This is a genomic window from Acinetobacter sp. 161(2023) (assembly GCF_037027805.1).
Lineage (GTDB): Bacteria > Pseudomonadota > Gammaproteobacteria > Pseudomonadales > Moraxellaceae > Acinetobacter.
Genome location: NZ_JAZEYD010000002.1, coordinates 86974 through 108578, shown reverse-complemented (window position 1 = coordinate 108578; position 21605 = coordinate 86974). Strand labels below are relative to the sequence as shown.

At 37.6% G+C, this 21605-nt stretch carries 24 protein-coding genes; 22 read left to right on the top strand and 2 right to left on the bottom strand.

Annotated elements, in window-relative coordinates; translation table 11 throughout:
* The 19 genes from kdsB (at position 1) to pyrF (ending at position 14194) form a co-directional block, all read left to right on the top strand.
* Positions 1–762: a 3-deoxy-manno-octulosonate cytidylyltransferase gene (gene kdsB / locus WA249_RS02225; RefSeq protein ID WP_336166261.1), complete on the top strand. Its 762-nt coding sequence runs from the start codon at positions 1–3 to the stop codon at positions 760–762.
* Between the two features lie 13 nt (positions 763–775).
* Positions 776–1756, top strand: a complete 981-nt coding sequence (locus tag WA249_RS02220) for a DNA polymerase III subunit delta' (protein WP_336166259.1) — start codon at positions 776–778, stop codon at positions 1754–1756.
* A gap of 11 nt (positions 1757–1767) precedes the next feature.
* On the top strand, positions 1768–2109 hold the full coding sequence (locus WA249_RS02215) for a PilZ domain-containing protein (protein ID WP_336166257.1): 342 nt from the start codon (positions 1768–1770) through the stop codon (positions 2107–2109).
* A gap of 17 nt (positions 2110–2126) precedes the next feature.
* Positions 2127–2900 (top strand): TatD family hydrolase, encoded by a 774-nt coding sequence (locus WA249_RS02210; protein WP_309950559.1) that lies wholly within the window; start codon positions 2127–2129, stop codon positions 2898–2900.
* 36 nt (positions 2901–2936) lie between these two features.
* Positions 2937–3545, top strand: a complete 609-nt coding sequence (locus WA249_RS02205; protein ID WP_336166453.1) for a TetR/AcrR family transcriptional regulator — start codon at positions 2937–2939, stop codon at positions 3543–3545.
* Between the two features lie 10 nt (positions 3546–3555).
* Positions 3556–4110, top strand: coding sequence for a type II secretion system protein (locus WA249_RS02200; protein WP_016138304.1), 555 nt, complete (start codon positions 3556–3558; stop codon positions 4108–4110).
* On the top strand, positions 4100–4480 hold the full coding sequence (gspI, locus tag WA249_RS02195; RefSeq protein ID WP_004792732.1) for a type II secretion system minor pseudopilin GspI: 381 nt from the start codon (positions 4100–4102) through the stop codon (positions 4478–4480). Before WA249_RS02200 ends, gspI begins: the two co-directional genes overlap by 11 nt.
* A complete protein-coding gene (gspJ, locus tag WA249_RS02190) occupies positions 4480–5295 on the top strand; it encodes a type II secretion system minor pseudopilin GspJ (protein WP_336166251.1) in 816 nt (271 codons plus the stop codon). Before gspI ends, gspJ begins: the two co-directional genes overlap by 1 nt.
* Entirely contained in the window at positions 5296–6255 is a 960-nt protein-coding gene (gene gspK, locus WA249_RS02185) for a type II secretion system minor pseudopilin GspK (RefSeq protein WP_336166249.1), read from the top strand.
* Positions 6256–6483: 228 nt separating this feature from the next.
* Positions 6484–7080 (top strand): 6-pyruvoyl trahydropterin synthase family protein, encoded by a 597-nt coding sequence (locus WA249_RS02180; RefSeq protein ID WP_003651480.1) that lies wholly within the window; start codon positions 6484–6486, stop codon positions 7078–7080.
* 49 nt (positions 7081–7129) lie between these two features.
* On the top strand, positions 7130–7843 hold the full coding sequence (ung, locus tag WA249_RS02175) for a uracil-DNA glycosylase (protein WP_336166248.1): 714 nt from the start codon (positions 7130–7132) through the stop codon (positions 7841–7843).
* Positions 7840–8964, top strand: coding sequence for an enoyl-CoA hydratase/isomerase family protein (locus WA249_RS02170; RefSeq protein ID WP_336166247.1), 1125 nt, complete (start codon positions 7840–7842; stop codon positions 8962–8964). Before ung ends, WA249_RS02170 begins: the two co-directional genes overlap by 4 nt.
* Positions 8965–8969: 5 nt before the next feature.
* Positions 8970–9473, top strand: a complete 504-nt coding sequence (gene tadA / locus WA249_RS02165) for a tRNA adenosine(34) deaminase TadA (protein ID WP_336166246.1) — start codon at positions 8970–8972, stop codon at positions 9471–9473.
* A 69-nt stretch (positions 9474–9542) separates the two neighbouring features.
* Complete coding sequence (locus tag WA249_RS02160; protein ID WP_336166245.1) at positions 9543–9983, top strand: SRPBCC family protein; 441 nt, start codon at positions 9543–9545, stop codon at positions 9981–9983.
* Between the two features lie 10 nt (positions 9984–9993).
* Entirely contained in the window at positions 9994–10674 is a 681-nt protein-coding gene (cmk, locus tag WA249_RS02155) for a (d)CMP kinase (protein WP_252608350.1), read from the top strand.
* A 111-nt stretch (positions 10675–10785) separates the two neighbouring features.
* Positions 10786–12459, top strand: a complete 1674-nt coding sequence (gene rpsA, locus WA249_RS02150; protein WP_005041073.1) for a 30S ribosomal protein S1 — start codon at positions 10786–10788, stop codon at positions 12457–12459.
* Positions 12460–12615: 156 nt separating this feature from the next.
* Complete coding sequence (locus WA249_RS02145) at positions 12616–12918, top strand: integration host factor subunit beta (RefSeq protein ID WP_003651488.1); 303 nt, start codon at positions 12616–12618, stop codon at positions 12916–12918.
* 26 nt (positions 12919–12944) lie between these two features.
* Entirely contained in the window at positions 12945–13310 is a 366-nt protein-coding gene (locus tag WA249_RS02140) for a lipopolysaccharide assembly protein LapA domain-containing protein (protein WP_336166243.1), read from the top strand.
* 185 nt (positions 13311–13495) lie between these two features.
* Positions 13496–14194 (top strand): orotidine-5'-phosphate decarboxylase, encoded by a 699-nt coding sequence (gene pyrF / locus WA249_RS02135; protein WP_336166242.1) that lies wholly within the window; start codon positions 13496–13498, stop codon positions 14192–14194.
* Here pyrF and WA249_RS02130 read toward each other — a convergent pair.
* Both WA249_RS02130 and WA249_RS02125 read right to left on the bottom strand, forming a co-directional pair.
* Positions 14191–15102: a lysine exporter LysO family protein gene (locus tag WA249_RS02130; protein ID WP_336166240.1), complete on the bottom strand. Its 912-nt coding sequence runs from the start codon at positions 15100–15102 to the stop codon at positions 14191–14193. The two genes, pyrF and WA249_RS02130, sit on opposite strands and share 4 nt — an antisense overlap.
* A gap of 49 nt (positions 15103–15151) precedes the next feature.
* Positions 15152–16699 carry a flavin-containing monooxygenase gene (locus tag WA249_RS02125; RefSeq protein ID WP_336166238.1) on the bottom strand — a complete coding sequence of 516 codons (1548 nt, stop codon included), beginning with the start codon at positions 16697–16699 and terminating at the stop codon, positions 15152–15154.
* 121 nt (positions 16700–16820) lie between these two features.
* Here WA249_RS02125 and WA249_RS02120 point away from each other — a divergent pair, with 121 nt between their 5' ends.
* The 3 genes from WA249_RS02120 to WA249_RS02110 all read left to right on the top strand — a co-directional run bounded on the left by WA249_RS02120 (position 16821) and on the right by WA249_RS02110 (position 21595).
* Positions 16821–17843: a helix-turn-helix domain-containing protein gene (locus tag WA249_RS02120; RefSeq protein WP_336166236.1), complete on the top strand. Its 1023-nt coding sequence runs from the start codon at positions 16821–16823 to the stop codon at positions 17841–17843.
* A gap of 77 nt (positions 17844–17920) precedes the next feature.
* Positions 17921–19063 carry a cell division protein ZapE gene (zapE, locus tag WA249_RS02115; protein WP_336166235.1) on the top strand — a complete coding sequence of 381 codons (1143 nt, stop codon included), beginning with the start codon at positions 17921–17923 and terminating at the stop codon, positions 19061–19063.
* Positions 19064–19429: 366 nt separating this feature from the next.
* Positions 19430–21595 (top strand): malate synthase G, encoded by a 2166-nt coding sequence (locus WA249_RS02110; RefSeq protein ID WP_336166232.1) that lies wholly within the window; start codon positions 19430–19432, stop codon positions 21593–21595.
* Positions 21596–21605: the final 10 nt, after the last annotated feature.

Below are 21605 nucleotides of genomic sequence, written 5' to 3'. Positions count from 1 at the left end.
ATGAAACACATCGTCATTCCAGCACGCTTCGCAAGTTCGCGTTTGCCAGGTAAACCATTGTTGCTTATTCATGACCGTCCTATGATTTTACGTGTAGTGGATCAAGCCAAAAAAGTCGAAGGCTTTGATGATTTATGCGTGGCGACAGATGATGAGCGTATTGCTGAGATTTGCCGTGCAGATGGTGTAGATGTTGTTCTCACGAGTCCTGATCATCCATCAGGAACAGACCGATTAAGCGAAGTTGCGCGTATTAAAGGTTGGGATGCTAATGACATTATTGTAAATGTTCAGGGAGATGAACCTTTATTACCAGCCCAACTTGTTCAACAAGTTGCAAAACTTTTGGTTGATAAACCAAATTGTTCAATGTCGACATTGTGCGAGTCTATTCATACCGTAGATGAATTTCAGCGCGATAGCATTGTAAAAGTAGTCATGTCTAAACAAAATGAAGCTTTATATTTTAGCCGAGCAACTATTCCTTATGATCGGGATGGGGCTAAGCATGATGAACCGACTTTACATACACAAGCATTTCGTCATTTGGGTTTATATGCGTATCGAGTGAGCTTATTGCAAGAATATGTGACCTGGGATATGGGTAAGCTTGAAAAATTAGAAAGTCTTGAACAATTACGTGTTTTAGAAAATGGACATCGTATTGCGATTGCTGTCGCCGAAGCAAATTTACCACCTGGTGTGGACACTCAAGCTGATCTTGATCGCTTAAATAATATGCCTGTCGAATCTTTTGAATAAGCGTTAATTTTTAATGAATCCGAATGTAACTTCAAAGGTTTATCCTTGGCAGAAAATAACATGGGATACCTTAACAACAAGGTTTCCCAATATTGGACATGGCCTATTATTCTATGGCAAGGAAGGCTGTGGGAAACATGCTTTTGCTAAGCATTTTTTGGCGTGGGTGCTTTGTCTCAATAAACAGCCTCATGGGGCTTGTGGTGAGTGTAGTAGCTGCCAATGGTTAAAATCGGATACTCATCCAAATTATGTCCATATCACAACAGACGAAGAAAATAAAAAGCAGAATGCAAAAATAAAAATCGAAAAGATTCGAGATTTACTGCCTTTCGTGCAACAAACAGGAGAAGGTTGGCGAGTTATTCTTATTGAGCCTGCTGAAGCTCTTAACTTGGCATCCTCAAATGCGTTATTAAAAACTTTAGAAGAACCCGGCGAACGTGTTGTTTTAATTTTATTGGCTGATCACTACCTTAAATTACCAGCCACTATTCGTAGTCGATTGCAGCATTTTGCTTTAGATCGCATTTCATATGAACAGGCTACTTCATATTTGAATGAGCATTTATCTGAAATTGCAGAAGTACAACCTGATTTATTACTTGGTCTATCTAATGATATGCCTTTACAAGCAATAGAAATTGCAAAAAGTGATTGGTTTGCTAAACGACAGACTTTCTTAAATGATTGGCTAAAAATTGTAGCTCAAAAAAATATGCCTTTATTTTTCTCAGGAAAATGGCAAAAAGAATTAAGTTTTAGCGATTTTATCGTACTTTTTGAGTACTTGTTGGGGGATTTGATTTGTGTCAAGCTAAATCAACCACAGAAAAATACAGATTTAGATTTTGATCAATTAAGTCCATATTATGACTTAGAAAGCTTATTTAATATTTATAGTGAACTACAACAAGCAAAAAAACTTGTTGAGCAAAATGTACAAAGTCAACTTATTATAGATCAATTGTTTATAACGTTAATGAATATTTAAGGGGGAAGATTATGCAGCCACAAATGGGGGGGATTATTCAGGTAAATATTCCTGATAGAGCTACTTTGCAAGCAAGCTATATGGGATATGTGCAAGATGGAGGCCTATTTGTACCATCAAAACAAAAGGTAAAGATGGGACAAGAAATTTTCATTTTAGCTACTTTGCCTGAGCAGTCTCAAAAAATTCCTCTCACTGGTAAGGTGATTTGGATATCGCACAAGCAAAGTGGATTTAAACCTCAAGGTTTTGCTATTCAATTAAGTGGAGATAAGGGAATTTACTATAAAGCTGAGGCAGAAAGAGTTTTGGCTGGTAGTATGTCTCTAGATCGTCCAAGTTATACCATGTAATCAAATAGGATAGAAAAGTGTTTGTTGATACGCATTGCCATTTAACGATGTTAGATTTAACGCCTTATAACGGTGATCTGGATCTTGCGCTCGCAGCAGCGCGAGCAGAAGGTGTGTCTAAATTTATGGCAATATCCGTTGATCTTGATGACCACATTGCACTAGCAGAAATTGCAAAGAGACATGAAGACGTTGGTTATACGGTAGGGGTCCATCCTTGTGAGGATGTCGATACAATGGCACGTGCAACGACCGAGCACTTGATTGAATTGGCTCAGTCGGAAAAAGTATGGGCTTTAGGTGAAACTGGACTGGACTATTATCACAGTACAGATTTTATTGAAGAGCAAAAAGCATGTTTTGCAAGACATATCCAAGCTTCGAAAATTGTAAAAAAACCAGTTGTCGTTCATACGCGTTCAGCAAAGCATGATACGGTAGATATTATCCGTGCTGAACACTCCACCCATGGAATTTTGCATTGTTTTACCGAAGATTGGGAAACAGCAAAGGCTGTGCTGGATTGTGGTTATTACATTTCTTTTTCAGGTATTGTGTCATTTAAAAATGCACAAGACTTGCGTGATGTAGCTAAACAAGTTCCATTAGATCGACTTTTAATTGAAACAGATAGCCCTTATTTAGCACCTGTGCCATATCGCGGTAAAACAAATGAGCCAAAATATGTGCCTTATGTAGCCAAAGCGCTCAGCGATGTATATGATAAATCGGTTGAGGAAATTGCCATGATCACCTCACAAAATTTTGAGAACTTGCTAAAAGCGATTTAAGTTATAGAAACTATATAAGAGAGTAATTGCGTGAAGATGGATCGTCAGGCTCAGTTCCGAGCAAGAGAAGTATTAATATTTCAGGTTGCTGAGCAATTATTGCTAGAAAATGGCGAAGCTGGAATGACACTTGATGTCTTGGCTGCTGAGCTTGATTTAGCAAAAGGTACTTTGTACAAACACTTTCAAAGTAAAGATGAGTTGTACATGCTATTGATTATCCGTAATGAACGTATGTTACTCGAAATGGTTCAAGATACTGAAAAGGCCTTTCCAGAACATTTGGCCTTTTTTATGCTGCATCATTTACATCATCCTGAACGGACAGTTTTATTTCATCAAATTGAGGAAAAACTTTCGATTACAGCTCAAGGGGTACACCACCTTTTTAATGAGCTTTATCAAGTGCGTAAACAGCGGTTACGAATTATCATTCGCATGACAGATCACTATTTAGAATCAATTCAAAGCAATATGACAACTCGAGATTATCTGGCATCTATTTGGTCGTTAACTCATGGTGCAGCAGCTATTCTCAACTCAAGTTTTTACCAACGGTATTTAGGTTCAAGGGACACGTTAAGAGTGGCTTATATTGATCAGGCATTAGCCTTACCTAAACACGCTGTCGAACAATATGCTTAAATAGGTCGATATGAAATCTCAATCACCGCCTAAATCACAAAAAGGTTTTACCCTCATTGAAGTGATGGTGGTGATTGTTATTATGACGATTATGACCTCTCTTGTTGTACTCAATATAGGTGGGGTTGACCAAAAGAAAGCGATGCAAGCAAGAGAGTTATTTTTGCTTGATGCACATAAAATTGGTAAAGAGTCACTTGATCAATCTCGTGTTTTAGCTTTATCTACGCTCAGTGAGACTGACGTTTCTCCATTTTCCTATGAGCTCTATGAATACCACGATCAGAGTAAATTACAGGTACAAGATTTAAAAAATCGTTGGCAAAAATATCCAGAATTTACTACGCGCCAATTACCTAAACATGTATCGTTTACAGTACAACCTCTAGATGGTCAAACCTATTCAAAAGCTACGAATACAGATTTAGTTGGAGGGCAGGCTCCCCAATTAATCTGGTTTGGAAATGGTGAAGCTAAAACAGTTAAAATACAGTTTTACTTTGAACAAAAACCAATTGGTTCAGAAATACAAATTGATCATTTGGGTAAAATAAATGAAATCTAAAGGCTTTACTCTATTAGAAGTAATGGTAGCTTTAGCCATTTTTGCAGTAGCTGCTGTCGCGTTAACTAAAGTGGCCATGCAATATACCCAATCTACCTCAAATGCAATTCTTAGAACAAAAGCTCAGTTTGTGGCAATGAATGAAGTCGCCTTAATGGAGATAAATCAAGAGTGGCTTCAAGGCACTCAAAGTAAGCAGGTTACTTCTCAAGGTGAAACTTGGCAGATTGATAAATCTGCTGAGTCCACAGTTAGTCCCAATGTTCAGAAAGTAGACTTGCAAATTAGCTTATATGATTCTGATAAAGGGAAAGTTCAAAATGGTATTACCCATTTGGTATTTTTTAATTATCCAATGAAAGCAAAATAATGATAAGAAATAAATGTTTTCGCTCGATAAGTCCAGCTTCACGTCTTGCGGCACAATCGGAGCAAATGATGAAGGGTTACTCCGAGCAAAGCTCTTCGTCTTGCGCTCAGACAAAGCTTCGCTTTAAAGACTCTCACACTCGAAACACAGTTTCTCGTCTTACGGCACGATCGAGCAGTGCTCGATTAACTCGTGCCTCAGGATTTACTTTAGTTGAGCTATTAGTCGCAATTGCAATTTTTGCTGTTCTTTCTTTGTTAGGTTGGAAGATTTTTGATTATTTATTAAAAGTCCGTGATCGTAATGCTCAACATGAAGTGCAGCTATTTGAATTACAAGATGCGTATCAACAAATTTTGCGAGATACTTTGCAAATTATACCTTTATCGGCAAATCAAGGTGGACAGCTCCATCCAGCATTAGAGCTTGATAACCAAGTTCTTCGCTTTAGTAAGGCTGGGGTTACGGATCCCTTAAAGCAAGGCTTATCACCTTTTGAGCGTATTGAATATAAATATGATCCTGATCAAAAAAAGCTTTATCGTCTTAAATATAGCAATTTAAATACTTCAAATAGAGAGCAGCCCTTATCTAGTACCTTGTTGAATCAGGTCGAACAATTTCAAATTATCGTGTTGACGCCCCAAGAAGTGACAAAGTGGCCAGAAATTAATATTGATCCCACAAAACCTGAAGAATTTAGAAAGTTGCCAAAAGGAATAAAAATACAACTCACAATTGCCAGTGTCAGTTATGAGTGGATTTATAGCTTAAATCAAGGGAATTTATCGCTCTTAAAGCAAGGGGGGCAATAAATGTTACTCTATAAAAAAAATCAGCAAGGTATCGCGTTACTCACAATTTTAATTATGGTTGCATTGGCTACAATTTTAGCTGCTTCTATTGCAAAGCATCAAAGCAATACGATGGAAAATACTGGCTATTTAATGCGTCAAAATCAGTCGCTACTTTATGCTAAAAGTGCAGAAGCTTTTTTTTCTGAGTTATTAATTCAAGATTCAAACAATGCTGGCGGCGTTGATCATTTAAAAGAAACGTGGGCACAGCCGATGCCACCTTTTCCGATAGAAGATGGATTGGTGTCAGGACGTTTACTAGATGAGTCAGGCAAATTTAACCTAAACAATTTGACGACGAATGACGGTAAGGTAAATGAAGGTGCTAAAAAATGGTTTGAGCGATTACTTATACGTGTTGGCTTACCAGCTGAACTAAGTCAAGCTGTTATCGATTGGCAAGATCCAGATGACGAGCCATCGGGCCCTATGGGAGCAGAAAGCAGTTATTACGAAGGCCTTGATCCTAGCTATTTAGCGTCAAATGCTAAATTTCATCGTATTGAAGAGTTAAAATTAGTAAGAGGTTTTGATGGTAAGAAATATGACTTAATTGCTCCCTATATTTCTGCCTTGCCCGAAAATACAAAAGTGAATATTAATACGGCCCCAGCATTAGTCTTAGCGAGTATGGATCAAAAATTAGATTTAGGGGCGATAGAAAAAGAACTTCAGACGCGCCAACAAAATTTAAAATTCTTTCAAAATGTTGATGAATTATGGCAACTGAATGCTTTTTCAACAGTTGATACTCAAAATAGAACTGAGGTGAATAGTCTGTTAGGTGTAAAGTCGAGTTTTTTTCAAGCACAAATTGAGGTTGTGCTAAATAATCGGAAAAGACAATTTACAAGCGCACTAATGCGTAATGATAAGCAGGTTTATGTTTATTCTAGAAATATGTCACCATTTAACTAGTTGAAAAGTTTTGATTTATTTGTTTTGAGTATATTATTGGAAAGTCATGGTTAGAAACTTCTCTCATGGCTATATAGAATAAAGATAAATTTTCTATATATTTATCTTCAATATTTCTTCACAAGTCTTATCATACTTTTCGCTAATTGTTTCTAATTGAAAAGTGGTGCGAAGTTTTCGTCTTTTGCTTTATAATAATGTTCCTAGAAGGAATGATCGATTTGGCACATGTTAATTCGTAAGTTATTTAAGTTTGAAAATGCACATGTTGTACGTAACTGTACATCGGATCGTTGTAAGCGATCAATTCATGGACATAGCTATAAAGTCGAATTATTGCTTAAAGCTTCGAAATTAGATCATGGACAAATGGTTTATGATTTTGGGCTTTTAAAAGGGGTAATAAAAGACCTTATCGATAGCTTTGATCATGCAATCTGTTTTTGGGAAAAAGATGATTCTCAATATATTGATGCTTGTCAGACTTTTAGTGCTCGTTGGATTTCTTTACCTGTTTCGCCATCGGCTGAACAATTCTCTCGTATTTTCTTTTATCTAGCTCAGCAAGTTTTGCAATCAACAATTACTCAAAATGGGGAAGGTGATGTTGAGGTTTATTCAGTTATTGTCCATGAGACCGATACTGGATATGCTCAAAGCTTTATTGAAGATATTCAAAATGAACAAATGGGGATTTTAAGTCTTGATGGAATTGTTTTTTCAGAACAAATTCAGATAGAGTGGGCAAATCCACAAATGTATGAAGACTTGAAAAAAGGGATGAAATTTAATAATCCTCAAGTTGATTTGCAAGTCGAAGTGTAAATCGAATTACTGTATTTGTAGAATTGAAAATTGATCTAGGATGACATTAATGCAATTAACTGAGCAACAGCAAGATAAACTCAGTAAAGTTCAATTAGAAGAAAGCTGGAAAATATCTTTAGCGCCTTTTTTGTTAAGCCCTCAAATGGATAATTTGCGCGATTTCTTATTTCAAGAGAAACAAGCACAAAAAATAATATATCCGCCGAGTAAACAAATCTTTAGTGCTCTAAATACGACACCATTGGCTGATGTGAAGGTCGTTATTCTTGGACAAGATCCATATCATGGACCAAACCAAGCAAATGGATTAAGTTTCTCTGTTCAAAAAGGTATTGCATTACCACCATCTTTACGTAATATTTTTCATGAATTGCATACAGATTTGGGTATTCCAGCCCCTCGCCATGGTGACTTAACGAAATGGGCTAATCAAGGGGTGCTTTTACTGAACAGCGTGCTTACCGTTGAGGCTGGACAGCCGACTTCACATCAAAAGCAAGGTTGGGAAGCATTTACGGATGAAGTCATTGATGTCCTGAATGAGCAAAGAGAACATGTAGTATTTATTTTGTGGGGTGCTTACGCACAGCGCAAAGGACAACGTATAAATAGAGATAAACACTTGGTTTTAACCGCTGCACATCCATCGCCTCTTGCTGCAAACAGAGGTGGTTTTTTTGGATGCAAAGTGTTCTCAAAAACAAATCAATATTTGAAACAACATGGCATTGAGCCCATAGACTGGCAATTGGACGCATGATGAACTCTCCCAATCTAAATAACTATCACCCGGACTTGGTGGTTGAAGAAGCAAAAAACGGCTGGCGTATAGTACGATTGAATCGTCCTAAATCATTGCATGCTTTAGATGAATCAATCGTAACGGCATTATTACGTGTATTTGAAGATTTTCGTGATGATGAGAGCGTTAAAGCAATTTGGTTAGATTCAACTACACCAAAAGCTTTTTGTGCAGGTGGCGACGTTAGAAAATTGCGTCAACTTGTTATAAATCAAGAAGTGGATACTGCGAATAAGTTTTTTCAGCAAGAATATGCTTTAGACTTACTCTTACATAATTATGCTAAACCTGTGGTTGTTTGGGGCGAAGGCTACGTTATGGGCGGTGGTTTGGGCCTGTTTATGGCAGCACCATTCCGTCTAGTAACCCCATATTCTCGTTTAGCAATGCCTGAGATTAATATTGGTTTATATCCAGATGTCGGGGCGAGCCGTTTCCTGGCAGATCGTGGTCCAGTAGGTTTGTTTACAGGTTTAACTGGTTCAATCATGACGGCTGCTGGAGCATATAGCATCGGCTGGGCAACACATATTTGTGAAGCGCAGCGTGATAATGTTTTGCAGAAAGTTTTAAATATTAATTGGGCTCATTATCCTGCTGGGGATTTCCGCGCAATTGATGATACTTTAAATAGTTTGCATCGTCCGGTTGCGGCAGGTCCATTACAAAACTCGTTAGACGTGATTCATAGTGTTTGCCGCGGCTTTAATTTTGAGCAAGATTATCAAGCTATTGTGAGTTTGCGTGATGCGAGCAGTGATTGGTTGCGTCAAGCGAGTGAGAACTTACAGAAAGGATCTCCTAGTACTGCTGCTATTACTTGGTTGTTGTGGCAATGGGGTAAACAAATACATTCTTGGGACGAAGTGTTTGATCTTGAAGCTCAGATTTCTGAGTGGAAAATTCGTCATCCAGACTTTGTAGAAGGTGTCCGTGCACGCTTGGTTGATAAAGATCTATCACCAGAATGGAAACCATGTGAAGACTTAAGCCTAAGAGGTATATTGGCTGACTGTCCACCAATCACGTCAATAGATAGTTGGAATGCGTTACTTAGACAACACGGTGTGATCACCTAAAATACATGACTGAATATAGTGATGAATATTGGATGCAGCTTGCTTACGAGCAAGCTGAATTAGCCGCACAGCAGGGTGAAATCCCGGTTGGTGCGGTTGTAGTGAGCCAAAATCGAGTGATTGGATCTGGTTGTAATGCTCCAATTAGTTTGTTAGATCCAACTGCACATGCAGAAATTCAAGCTATTCGTGCAGCATGCTTATCATTAGAAAATTATCGATTACCCGAAGATGCCACTTTATATGTCACTCTTGAGCCATGCACCATGTGTGTAGGCGCATTAGTACATGCAAGAATCAAACATGTGGTTTTTGGTACGACAGAACCTAAATCTGGTTCATTGGTAAGTGCTCGTCAATTACTACAACATGGTTATTACAATCACAGATTTACCTTTGAACAAGGTTGTTTACAAGAAAAATGTGCCCAACAACTCAGTCATTTTTTTAAACAAAGACGCGAGCAAAAGAAACAAGAAAAACAACAGAAAACGTCCCTAAATGATTAAAAAGTAACACAAGCTTATGGCAAACTAACGCGATTTTACTGCCATGATTCTATTTAATAAGGAATATCAATGCGTAATGTAATTACCGTAAAAAAAGAATTTAATGCTCCTATTAGTGATGTATTTAACTTGCTCTCTAAACATGCAACTTACAATACTGCTTTTGCACCTTTACAAGTTGTACGGGTGAAAGACTCGGCAGATTTTAAAAGACCTGATGGTTTGGGCTCGGTTCGTCGTATGGGATTTGGCCCAATCAAGCCGCTTAAAGAAGAAATTACATTGCTTGAAGAAAATAAAAGCATTGAATATAAATTAATAGACAATCCTTTGATTAAACATCATTTAGGTCGAATCGAGTTTTCTGAAATTACCCCATATATAACTTTAGTTACATACCGCATCGAGCTAACGGCAAAAGCTCCTGTGGTAAGTAAATTAATCCTTGCACAGCTAAAACTAGCCATTACACTAGGCTTTTCGAGATTAGCTAAAGCAATTGCTTCTTAGTGAGAGTTCAATGACAGTTCAAATTATTACTATTGATGGTCCGAGTGGTTCGGGTAAAGGAACATTGGCTGCAAAACTTGCAGCACATTATCAATATCATTTACTCGATTCTGGTGCCTTATATCGTTTATTAGGGTTGTCATTACATAAACACGATTTATTAGAGAAATTAGACAGTCAGCTCGATGAATGCATTCAATACGCACGTCAACTGGATATTAAATTTGAAACTTCCGCAGCAGGCATTCTAGTTTTTCTAGATGGCGAAGATGTATCCCAAACAATTCGTACAGAACGCGTTGGTGAATATGCATCGAAAGTTGCAGCAATTCCAGAGCTTAGACAGGCATTATTTGAGCGACAAAGAGCTTTCGCACAAAATCCTGGCTTAGTTGCAGATGGGCGTGATATGGCAACAGCTATTTTCCCAGAAGCAAATGCAAAAATTTATCTAACGGCTTCAGCTGAGTCGCGTGCCGAGCGAAGAGTAAAACAGTTGCAGGGCATGGGCCTAGATGCTAAAATAAACGACATTTTAGCTAATATACAGGCGCGCGACAAAAGAGATATGGAGCGGGAAGTTGCTCCACTCAAGCCAGCCAAAGACGCTTATATCATTGATAGTTCGGAATTAACGATCGATCAGGTATTTAAGTTAATGGTTGAGTATGTCAATAGCCGTACCATTTAGCAAATAGAATTATCAGTTGACGCATAGCTTGATCAGTCTATAAAGACTATGTTGATACTTAACTAAACCGGCCTTGTCTGATCCAAGACCGCGGAATTTATCAGGTATATCATGACCGAATCTTTTGCAGCCCTCTTTGAAGAAAGTGAATTAAACCTCAACGTTGAAAAGGGTGCAGTCATCCAAGGTGTTGTTGTAAACATCGATAGCGACTGGGTAACTGTTGACACTGGCCTAAAGTCTGAAGGCATTGTTGACCGTGCTGAATTTTTAAATGAACAACGTGAACTTGAAGTTCAGGTTGGTGATACTGTTGACGTAGTTGTTGAAGCTCTTGACAACGGTATGGGTCAAACAGTTTTATCACGTGAAAAAGCTAAGCGTGCTGAAACTTGGACTAAACTTGAAAAAATCTTTGAAGATGGCGAAATCGTTACTGGTGTTATCTCTGGTAAAGTTAAAGGCGGTTTCACTGTTGACATCGGTCCTGTTCGTGCATTCTTACCAGGTTCATTAGTTGACACTCGTCCTATCCGTGACACTACTCACCTTGAAGGTAAAGAGTTAGAGTTTAAAGTAATCAAACTTGATGCTAAACGTAATAACGTTGTTGTATCTCGTCGTGCTGTTATGGAAGCAGAATCTTCTGCTGACCGTGAAGCATTACTTGCTCAACTTGAAGAAGGTCAAACAGTTACAGGTACAATCAAGAACCTTACTGATTACGGTGCATTCGTTGATCTTGGCGGTATTGATGGTCTTCTCCATATCACAGATATGGCTTGGAAACGTATCAAGCACCCTTCAGAAGTTGTTGAAGTTGGTCAAGAAGTTACTGTTAAAGTACTTAAATTTGACCGTGAGCGTAACCGCGTATCTTTAGGCCTTAAGCAATTAGGCGAAGATCCATGGTTAGCGATCATGAGCCGTTACCCTAAAGGTTCTATCGTTAAAGCTCGTGTAACTAACTTAACTGACTACGGTTGTTTCGCTGAAATCGCTGAAGGCGTTGAAGGTTTAGTTCACGTTTCTGAAATGGACCACACTAACAAAAACATCCACCCATCTAAAGTTGTTCAGATTGGTGATGAAGTTGATGTTATGGTTCTTGAAGTTGACGAAGAACGTCGTCGTATCAGCCTTGGTATCAAACAAACTCGTGCTAACCCATGGGAAGAGTTTGCTAAAGCTCATGAGAAAGGCGAAAAAGTATCTGGTACTATCAAGTCTATCACTGACTTTGGTATCTTCATTGGCTTGAACGGCGGTATCGACGGTTTAGTACACTTGTCTGATATTTCTTGGAATGAGCAAGGCGAAGAAGCTATTCGTCGTTACAAGAAAGGTGACACTGTTGAAGCTGTTATCTTGTCTGTAGACGCTGAAGGTAACCGTATCAGCCTTGGTATCAAGCAATTGAACAGCGATCCGTTCAATGATTTCTTAGCTGCTAACGAACGCGGTGCTTTAGTTAAAGGTACTGTAACTGCAGTTGATGCTCGTGGCGCAACTGTTAAGTTAGCTGACGAAGTAGAAGCTACTCTTAAAGCTTCTGAAATCAACCGTGACCGCGTTGAAGATGCAACTAAGTTCTTAGAAGTTGGTCAAGAAGTTGAAGCGAAAATCATCAACGTTGATCGTAAATCTCGCTCTATCAACTTGTCTGTTAAAGCAAAAGACGAAGCTGAAGAGAAAGAAGCAGTTGCTACTTTACGTACAGCAACAACAAGTCAAGAAAATGGTCCTAAGACTATTGGTGACTTGATTAAAGCACAAATGAAGTAATAGGTTAACAAAGTACAGTTTCATGTAACGGAATTGTACTTTTTATACAAATTACTGTAAACGGTAGCCTAGTATTCAACATACTGCGCTACCGTTTTGTATTTAAACAGGTTATTATCAGACGACATAGAGTAGCAATAAATAACGAGGTCGTAGATGACTACTGAAGCTCTTAATAAGTCTGATTTGATTGAACGCATTGCGCTAAAAAACCCACACTTAGCTGAACCTTTGGTGGAAGAAGCGGTTAAAATTATGATTGATCAAATGATAGAAGCACTATCAACTGATAATCGAATTGAAATCCGTGGTTTTGGTAGCTTTGCTTTACACCACCGTGACCCAAGAGTTGGTCGCAATCCTAAAACAGGAAGATCAGTAGAAGTAGCAGCTAAAGCTGTTCCACATTTCAAACCCGGTAAAGCACTGCGTGATGCAGTCAATGAGTCCGGGAAATAAATAAAAAATTTATAAGCGGGGTGCCTATGCGTTATATTTTAATTGCATTGCTCATTGTTGTATTTGGTTATTCTTTAGCACTAGTATTGCAAAATCCAACAGAGCTTTCTGTTGATTTGTTATTTACCCAAGTTCCAGCTATGCGATTAGGCTTATTATTGCTACTCACATTAGTACTTGGAACGGTAGTTGGTCTTTTGTTAGGTGTGCAAGTTTTCAGAGTGTTTCAAAAAAGCTGGGAAATTAAACGTCTTCGTAAAGATATCGACTATTTGAGAAAAGAACAGATTCAAACTGCTCAATTTGCAGCAGCAGAAGCTGCTGCAAATGTAAGACATGAAAAAACCGTTTTAGATGCTTATCCCCAAGATAAAAATTCTACTCCGTTATAATTCGAACACTACTCTTTATTCACGAGTAAAGAGTAGTATATTTCTTAATTTATTCGCATTTTCTTCTTTTTATTTTTCTAAAAAATAGTCCCCTTGGCATTATTGTCTCTAAATTTAAAAGCCTTCCTTATACATTCCTTTATTACTTGATGACTTGTCTATTATAATGATGCTGATTTTATGTGATGGAAGAAAGTCTCTTGAGTATCATTGTTGCGTTAGATGCAAAAAGCCAATATGACGCTTTAAAAATTGTTGAACAACTTGATCCTACTTTATGCCGTGTAAAAGTGGGTAAAGAGCTTTTTACTCATGAAGGTCCATCTGTTGTAAAAAAACTTCAAGAACAAAACTTTGAAGTTTTTCTTGATCTTAAATTTCATGATATTCCAAATACTACCGCTCAAGCTGTTTGCGCAGCAGCTGATTTAGGAGTGTGGATGGTCAACGTTCATGCTTCAGGTGGCCGTAAAATGATGGAAACTTGTGTAGAGCGTTTAAAAGCAGGCAATTATCAAACTCAGTTAATTGCAGTTACTGTGTTGACGTCAATGGGGCGTGAGGATTTAAAAGATATTGGTCTAGATGTTGAACCGGTAGAGCACGTAAAGCGCTTAGCTAAACTCACTAAAGAAAGTGGCTTGGATGGCGTGGTTTGTTCTGCACAAGAAGCTAAAATTCTTCGTGAATTGATTGGACAAGACTTTTCTTTAGTAACACCGGGTATTCGTCCAGAAGGGACAAATGCTGACGACCAAAAACGTATTGTGACCCCGAATCAAGCTATGCTTGATGGTTCTACACATTTGGTCATTGGTCGACCGATTACTAAAGCAGAAAATCCAACAGAAATGTTGAAGTCTATTTTTGCTTCAATTGCTTAAAAATTTAGAAATAAGCTAATTAATAGCGGAGCGAGTAGGCTTAATAATAAGCCGCTCATCATGGCATGTGGTACATAATGTGTGCCACATGACTGCTTTACCATAGCTAATGTAACATCCATTGATGTTGCGCCAGCACTCGAGATAGCAGGGCGTGGAAAGCGCCATCCCATTGTATACATTAAAAATATAGCAACAATTTCTCTAAATAAATCAGTTAATAATGCGATACCACCTAGTTCTGCCGAGCGCAATTGCGTAAATAAGATACCTGACATTGAATACCAACCATAACCTTGTGCTAATGCTAACGTCTCATTCAGTGCAAAATGTTTGTTAAGCAAAAAGTAGTTGATGAAGCCTGCGATACATGACCCTATAAAAGCGGCTAAAGGTACGATCAAGATCTTCCAGCTTAACCATGTACGGTTGAAGTGAGTGAAGGCAAGTTCAATACCAATTAAGAAAATAAATAGTAATAATAAATACCAACTATTAAATGAAATATGTGAATTGAATTGAGTGGCGATAGCTCCTAATAGAATACCGACGCCCAAGGCAAGAAAGGCTTTTGCAATATTCTTTAAAGCATTTACAAAAAGTTGAAGTGAGATTTTTCCTTTCACACTTTGTTTATCAAAAATTGTATAAACCAATAAACATGTAAAAAAAGAACCAAAAGATGTGGTTAGCGCAATAATTATAGCTGGTGGAACTATGGCAGAAGGATTCTCAATTTGATCAAGTGCTAGCGTTAATTCTAAAGCTACACTTGCTAAGAGAATATAAGAAAAATAGGGTAGTATTTTAAAAATAAACTTTTGGATATTTAAAGATAGTTTGGGTGCTAGAAAATAGCCGGAAGCGAGTGCTAAAAAAATTTGAATGATGAGATAAAAAGATTGCATATAATAATAGGTGGATTGTTTTTAACCCACCTATTATGTCTTGAACACTTTAAGCTGCATAGCTCTGTGCGCTTTTATTTAAGAGTAAGTAATCTTTAGGATTAACTTTGCGCGTTTCTAACCAATACTTCCATGTATAGGTTGGCCATAGAGAAAAGTTTTTTCCATCGGCAGATTGATACCAGCTACTACAGCCTCCAGCTTGCCACACAGTCCCTTGAAGCTGAGTTTGAACCCGTTCGTTAAAAGCATCTTGAACTTCTGGTTTGATCTCAATTGCTTTTTGCCCAGACTTTTCTACGAGTTGAATGAGTTGTAAAATGTAATTTACTTGAGATTCAATCATAAAAATAACTGAATTATGACCTAATACTGTATTAGGGCCGACTAATTGGAATAGGTTAGGAAAGTTTTTAGTCATAATGCCATAATAACTTTCTGCACCATCTTTCCATGCTTGTTTTAACTCGATTTGATTGCGTCCAATACAAGTGAAATGTTTCAAGTAAATACGTGGGTCAGTAATAAAACCTGTACCGTAAATTAAGCAATCAATAGACCGTTCTTTACCATCTTTAGTAATGATACTGTTTTCTTTAATTTCTTGAATACCATCCGTTAGTAGCTCAACATTTTTACGGTTAAATGTAGGGAAGTATTTATTTGAAATAAGAATACGTTTACATCCCATCACAAAGTCTGGTGTGAGTTTTTTGGCCACCTCTTTATCTTTCACTTGGAAGCGAATGAAAGCTTCTGCCAACTTTTGACCATATTTCATAATTTGGGGTTGAACAATGGGTACAACGCGCGACTCATTACTCCAATAAAGACGACTACGATGAATTTGACGATAAAGATTAGAAGATTTGAATAATGCTTTACTTAAACCTGAGTATTTGCGCTCATCTCGGGGTATCACCCAAGCAGCAGTCCGTTGAAATACATAGAGCTGCTTAACATCTCTAGCTATTTCCGGAATATATTGAATTGCACTACCACCTGTACCAATCGAAGCGACTGATTTACCGTTTAGGTTATAGTCATGCTCCCACTGTGAAGAGTGAAAAACTTTTCCTTTGAATTTTTCGATGCCTTGAATATGAGGGATTTGTGGGATGTGTAGGGGGCCTGATGCAAAAACTACAAATTGAGCTTCAATCGAAGGCTGATTTTTAAAATCTAAAGTCCACACGTGACGCATCTCATCATATTGGATATGAGTTACATCGTGGTTGAACTTACAGTAATTTTTAATCTTATATTTTTCTGTAATATCTTGAATATATTGAAAAATCTCTGGTGCTTCAGCATAGCGTTTTGACCAGTCAGTTTTGGGAGCAAAAGAGAGGGAGTACATATGAGATTGAACATCACATGCTGCGCCTGGATAGCGATTTTCTCGCCATGTTCCGCCCACATCATTTGATTTTTCTAAAATAACAAAGTCTTGTTGTTGATTTTGCAGTAAACGGATTGCCATTGCTAGGCCACCAAATCCAGCACCAATAATAGCGATTTTAGTTTTTTGAATAGCATCTTGCTTTGCGTTTAACATTGGAAACCCTGCATAAGCTGAAAAGAGGATTGCATGCAAGACTAACGTTTTTTGAGCAGTTTAAACATGATTGGATCGACGTGAAAATTGATAGATTCGGCAATTAATTTTCTTTCTTCTTTATAGTAAAACATTTGAGTCTAGGGAAATTGATAGAAGAATGAAACGGTCGATACTTGGTTTAATGTATTTAATTCAAGGAATGCGCAATGCAGGCATTGATGTCGACTCACGTTTGGCTGGTATAGGAATTAAGGTTGATGCTTTAGATCCGAGCTCCACAATTCATGATCGCCTAGAATGGGATATTCAACAAATTATTAGTGAAAATGTTGAGCCTGAGAAGGGTCTATTTATTGGCCAGCATTACGCTTTAGCTGGTTATGGACCCTTGCTGATGTTGCTTGTAACAAGTAATGATGTGCAAACTGCGTTAAACAAAGGGATCCAATATCAAAAACTTACTCATTTGTTTGGTGCTTTAGGCCTCTACGAAACCGATGAACGTACCATTTTAAATTATTTGCCTGTTGATTTGAAAACCCAAGTGGGACAGTTGCGCGCCCAATGTGAAGTTTCAGGAACTTATAAATTTATTCAAGATATTTATACGATGATGGGATTACAAATGCCCGCTATGCGTATAGAACTTCCATTTGAAAAACCAACTGATTCAGATACTTTATCTCGCTATTTTGCATATTATGGCGATGATGTACATTTTAATGGTAAATATGCGGCATTTAGCCTAAGCAAGGATGTGCTTGAAATCAAAATCCCTTCTGCGGATATCATTACACATCGTATTTATGAATCAAAATGTATTACAGAAATAACAAGATTAAATCAACAAGATCACCAAACTCCACATATCATACAATGTGTGCAAGATTATCTTGAGTTGCAACAAGGAATTATCCCGAGCATGGCGGAAACAGCTTTTGCATTGAAAATGCCTGAAAGGACATTAAGGCATCAACTGCAACAGTTAAATACGAGTTATAAGCAAATTCGTGAACAAATTATCAAGAATAAGGCATTAAAGCTTATGGAATATAGAGAATACTCAATAGAGGTTATTGCCGAATTGCTCGGTTATTCTGAACCAGCGGCATTTAATCATGCATTTAAACGATGGTTTGGACAGAGTCCTCGACAATATGGCAAAGAATCATCGTCGTAATTCTTGATGCTAAAAGCTAATGTGGTTGAACAAAATGTTCGCTATACTCCTATCAGTTAAAATTGAAATAAAACGATATGTTAAATTTAAAATCTTCTCATAGTACTGCATTCTCACCTTCTTCCCCAGCAGAACGCTATGCTGAGGCTTTAGCTTCAGGCCAGTTTATGGCAGATGAAGCGCAAGCACAGGCAGTGCAAGAATTAGACCGTGTATGGAAAGAACTTTTAAACCGTTATAAAGCCTCTAAAAAAGCTTTCCGTCGTTTTCGCCGCCAAACCTCACCTAACGGTGTTTATATGTGGGGTGGAGTAGGGCGTGGAAAAACTTGGCTTATGGATCAATTTTATGAGTCAGTGCCGTTTCGCCGTAAAACACGTATGCATTTTCATCATTTCATGCAACATGTTCATAAAGAGTTAAATAAGCTTTCAGGCCAACGTAATCCACTTGAAATCGTGGCTGACCAAATTTATAAAGATGCAGTCGTTATTTGTTTTGATGAATTTTTTGTATCAAATGTAACTGATGCAATGATTCTAAGTGATTTATTTCAAAAATTATTTGTTCGTGGTGTGACATTAATTGCAACATCAAATATTGCACCAGACGGTTTATATAAAAACGGTATTCATCGTGATCGCTTTTTACCAACAATTGAAATGGTTAAAAAGAATTGCACTGTTTTAAATGTAGATGCAGGTGTAGATTATCGTTTACGTGTATTAAAACAAGCTCAATTATTTAAGTCGCCATTAAGTAATGAAGTCCAAAGTTGGATGTCGGAACGTTTTAGCGCTTTAACGCATACACAAGCTCATTCTCAAGAACCAATTGTAATTAATAATCGTATTGTCGAGACTCTAGGGCATACCGAAGATGTGTTGTGGTGTGAGTTTTCTGAACTTTGCTTTAAACCGCGTAGCCCAGCAGATTTTATTGAAATTGCAAATATCTATAATACGGTTCTGGTAAGTAATGTTCCACATTTAACAGATTTCTTGTCTGAAGGGACACGTCGTTTTATTTATTTAGTCGATGAATTTTATGACCGTGGAGTAAAATTACTTTTAACGTCTCAAGATAGTATTATTGATATTTATCAAGGTGAAAAGTTAGCATTTGAAATTGAGCGTACTCGCTCGCGTTTGTTAGAAATGCAATCAGATGAATATTTGCATTCAGAACACCGTCATATTGATGAAGCTAAAAACACATAAAAAATAGATATGAAAAGCGCTCTATATAGGGCGCTTTTTTTTCAACAAAAATAGATAAATTTAGTGAAATAATGCTTTTTCATGCTGCAAAGTTTGATATAACTAAATACGCTTTAGAAAAATAAGATAGTGAAATTTTTTGTCTGTTAACAAAAAGTCTAGTTTCAGTATCTTTAAATATTGAATAAATTGTTGGGAATCCTAGTTAGAATTTTAATATTTCCTATATAGAAAAATTTATCTTTGTCAATATTTTTGCAAGGGAAAATGCTCACTATTTAGGAATGTGATATTAGTATTCAGCTTAATTTAAATCGGTATACTAGGATTCTCTTGGTATAAAAAGTAGCAACTTCAGGAAAGACAATGACTGCACGTATTCAAAAAGGCAAGTTAGCGATTGCTAAAGAACTTTACGATTTTATCGAAAATGAAGCTTTACCAGGTTCTGGTTTAGATAGTGAAACTTACTGGAAGAACTTTGAGCAAGTTGTTGTCGATCTTAGCCCAAAAAATAAAGCATTATTGGCTAAGCGTGATGAATTACAAGCAAAAATTGATGAATGGCACCGTAACAATAAATTTGAATTAGGTGCTTATAAGGCGTTCTTAACTGAAATTGGTTATTTATTGCCAGAAGTTGAAGACTTTCAAATTACAACTGAAAATGTTGATGAAGAAATCGCATTATTGGCAGGGCCGCAGTTAGTTGTACCTGTACGTAATGCACGTTATAGCTTAAATGCAGCGAATGCTCGTTGGGGCTCTTTATATGATGCACTTTACGGCTTCGATGTAATTTCTGAAGAAGGCGGAGCTGAAAAAGGGAAAGGATATAATCCTGTACGTGGTGCAAAAGTAATTGAGTTTGCTAAAAATTTCTTAAATGAAGTTTTCCCACTCGCAGAAGGCTCACATGCAGATGCGACAAAATATGCAATTGAGCAAAATAAACTTGTTGTGACTTTGAAAGATGGTTCAAAAACAGGTTTAGCTCATGAAGCTCAGTTCGTTGGTTTCAACGGTGAAGAAGCGAATCCTAAAGAAGTTGTTCTTCTAAGTAATGGTCTTCATGTCATTATCGAAATTGATGCATCTAGCCCAATTGGTCAAACTGATTTAGCGGGTGTTAAAGACTTAACATTCGAAGCAGCTGTAACGACCATCCAGGATTTAGAAGATTCTGTTGCGGCAGTAGATGCTGAAGAAAAAGTTGAAGGTTACCGTAACTGGTTAGGTTTAATGAAAGGTACGCTTCAAGAATCTATCGAGAAAAATGGTAAAACGATTGTTCGTGATTTAAATAAAGATCGTGAAATTAAAAACTTAATTGGTGGCACGACAAAACTTCATGGTCGTTCACTTATGTTACTTCGTAACGTAGGTCACTTGATGACTAACCCAGCTATTTTGGTAGATGGTGAAGAGATTTTCGAAGGTATTATGGATGCATTGGTAACACCATTGTTATCAGTTGCAGACATCCGTAGTGAAAACGAAAATAAGAACTCTCGTAAAGGTTCTATGTATATTGTTAAACCAAAAATGCATGGTCCAGAAGAAGTTGCGTTTGCTGTAGAGTTATTTGAACGTGCTGAACAGGCGATTGGATTACCACCTAAATCGTTAAAAATCGGTATTATGGATGAAGAGCGCCGTACATCTGTAAACTTGAAAAACTGTATTGCTGCTGCAAAAGACCGCACGATCTTTATTAATACTGGTTTCATGGACCGTACTGGTGATGAAATTCATACGTCAATGGAAGCTGCGCCAGTTGTGCGTAAAGAGGCTGTAAAAACACAAAAATGGATTGCTGCTTACGAAAACCGTAACGTTGCAATTGGTTTGAAGACTGGTTTACAAGGTAAAGCACAAATTGGTAAAGGCATGTGGCCAAAACCAGATAGCATGAAAGATATGTTGGCAACTAAAGCCGCACATCCAAATGCGGGTGCTTCATGTGCTTGGGTTCCATCTCCAGCAGGTGCAGTGCTTCATGCGATGCATTACCATCAAGTGAATGTTAAAGCACGTCAAGATCAGTTGAAAACTGAAGAAATGTTGTCATTAGATGACTTGTTGACTCCTCCGTTTGCTCCAGAAACAAACTGGTCAGCAGAAGAAATCAACAATGAGCTTGAAAATAACTGCCAAGGTATTTTGGGTTACGTTGTACGTTGGGTTGACTTAGGTGTAGGTTGTTCGAAAGTTCCTGACATTAATAACGTAGGTTTAATGGAAGACCGTGCAACATTACGTATTTCTTCTCAACACGTTGCAAACTGGTTACGTCACGGTATTGTGACTCGTGAACAAGTTGAAGAAGTGCTTAAACGCATGGCAAAAATTGTTGATGAGCAAAACGCGAATGACCCATTGTACAAACCAATAGCTGCTAATTTTGAAACCAACATTGCTTTCCAAGCAGCTTCTGACCTTATCTTCAAAGGTTGTGAACAGCCTTCAGGTTATACTGAGCCGTTACTTCATGCTGCTCGTTTAAAGTTAAAAGGTTATACAGGTGACTAATCTCAGCCTG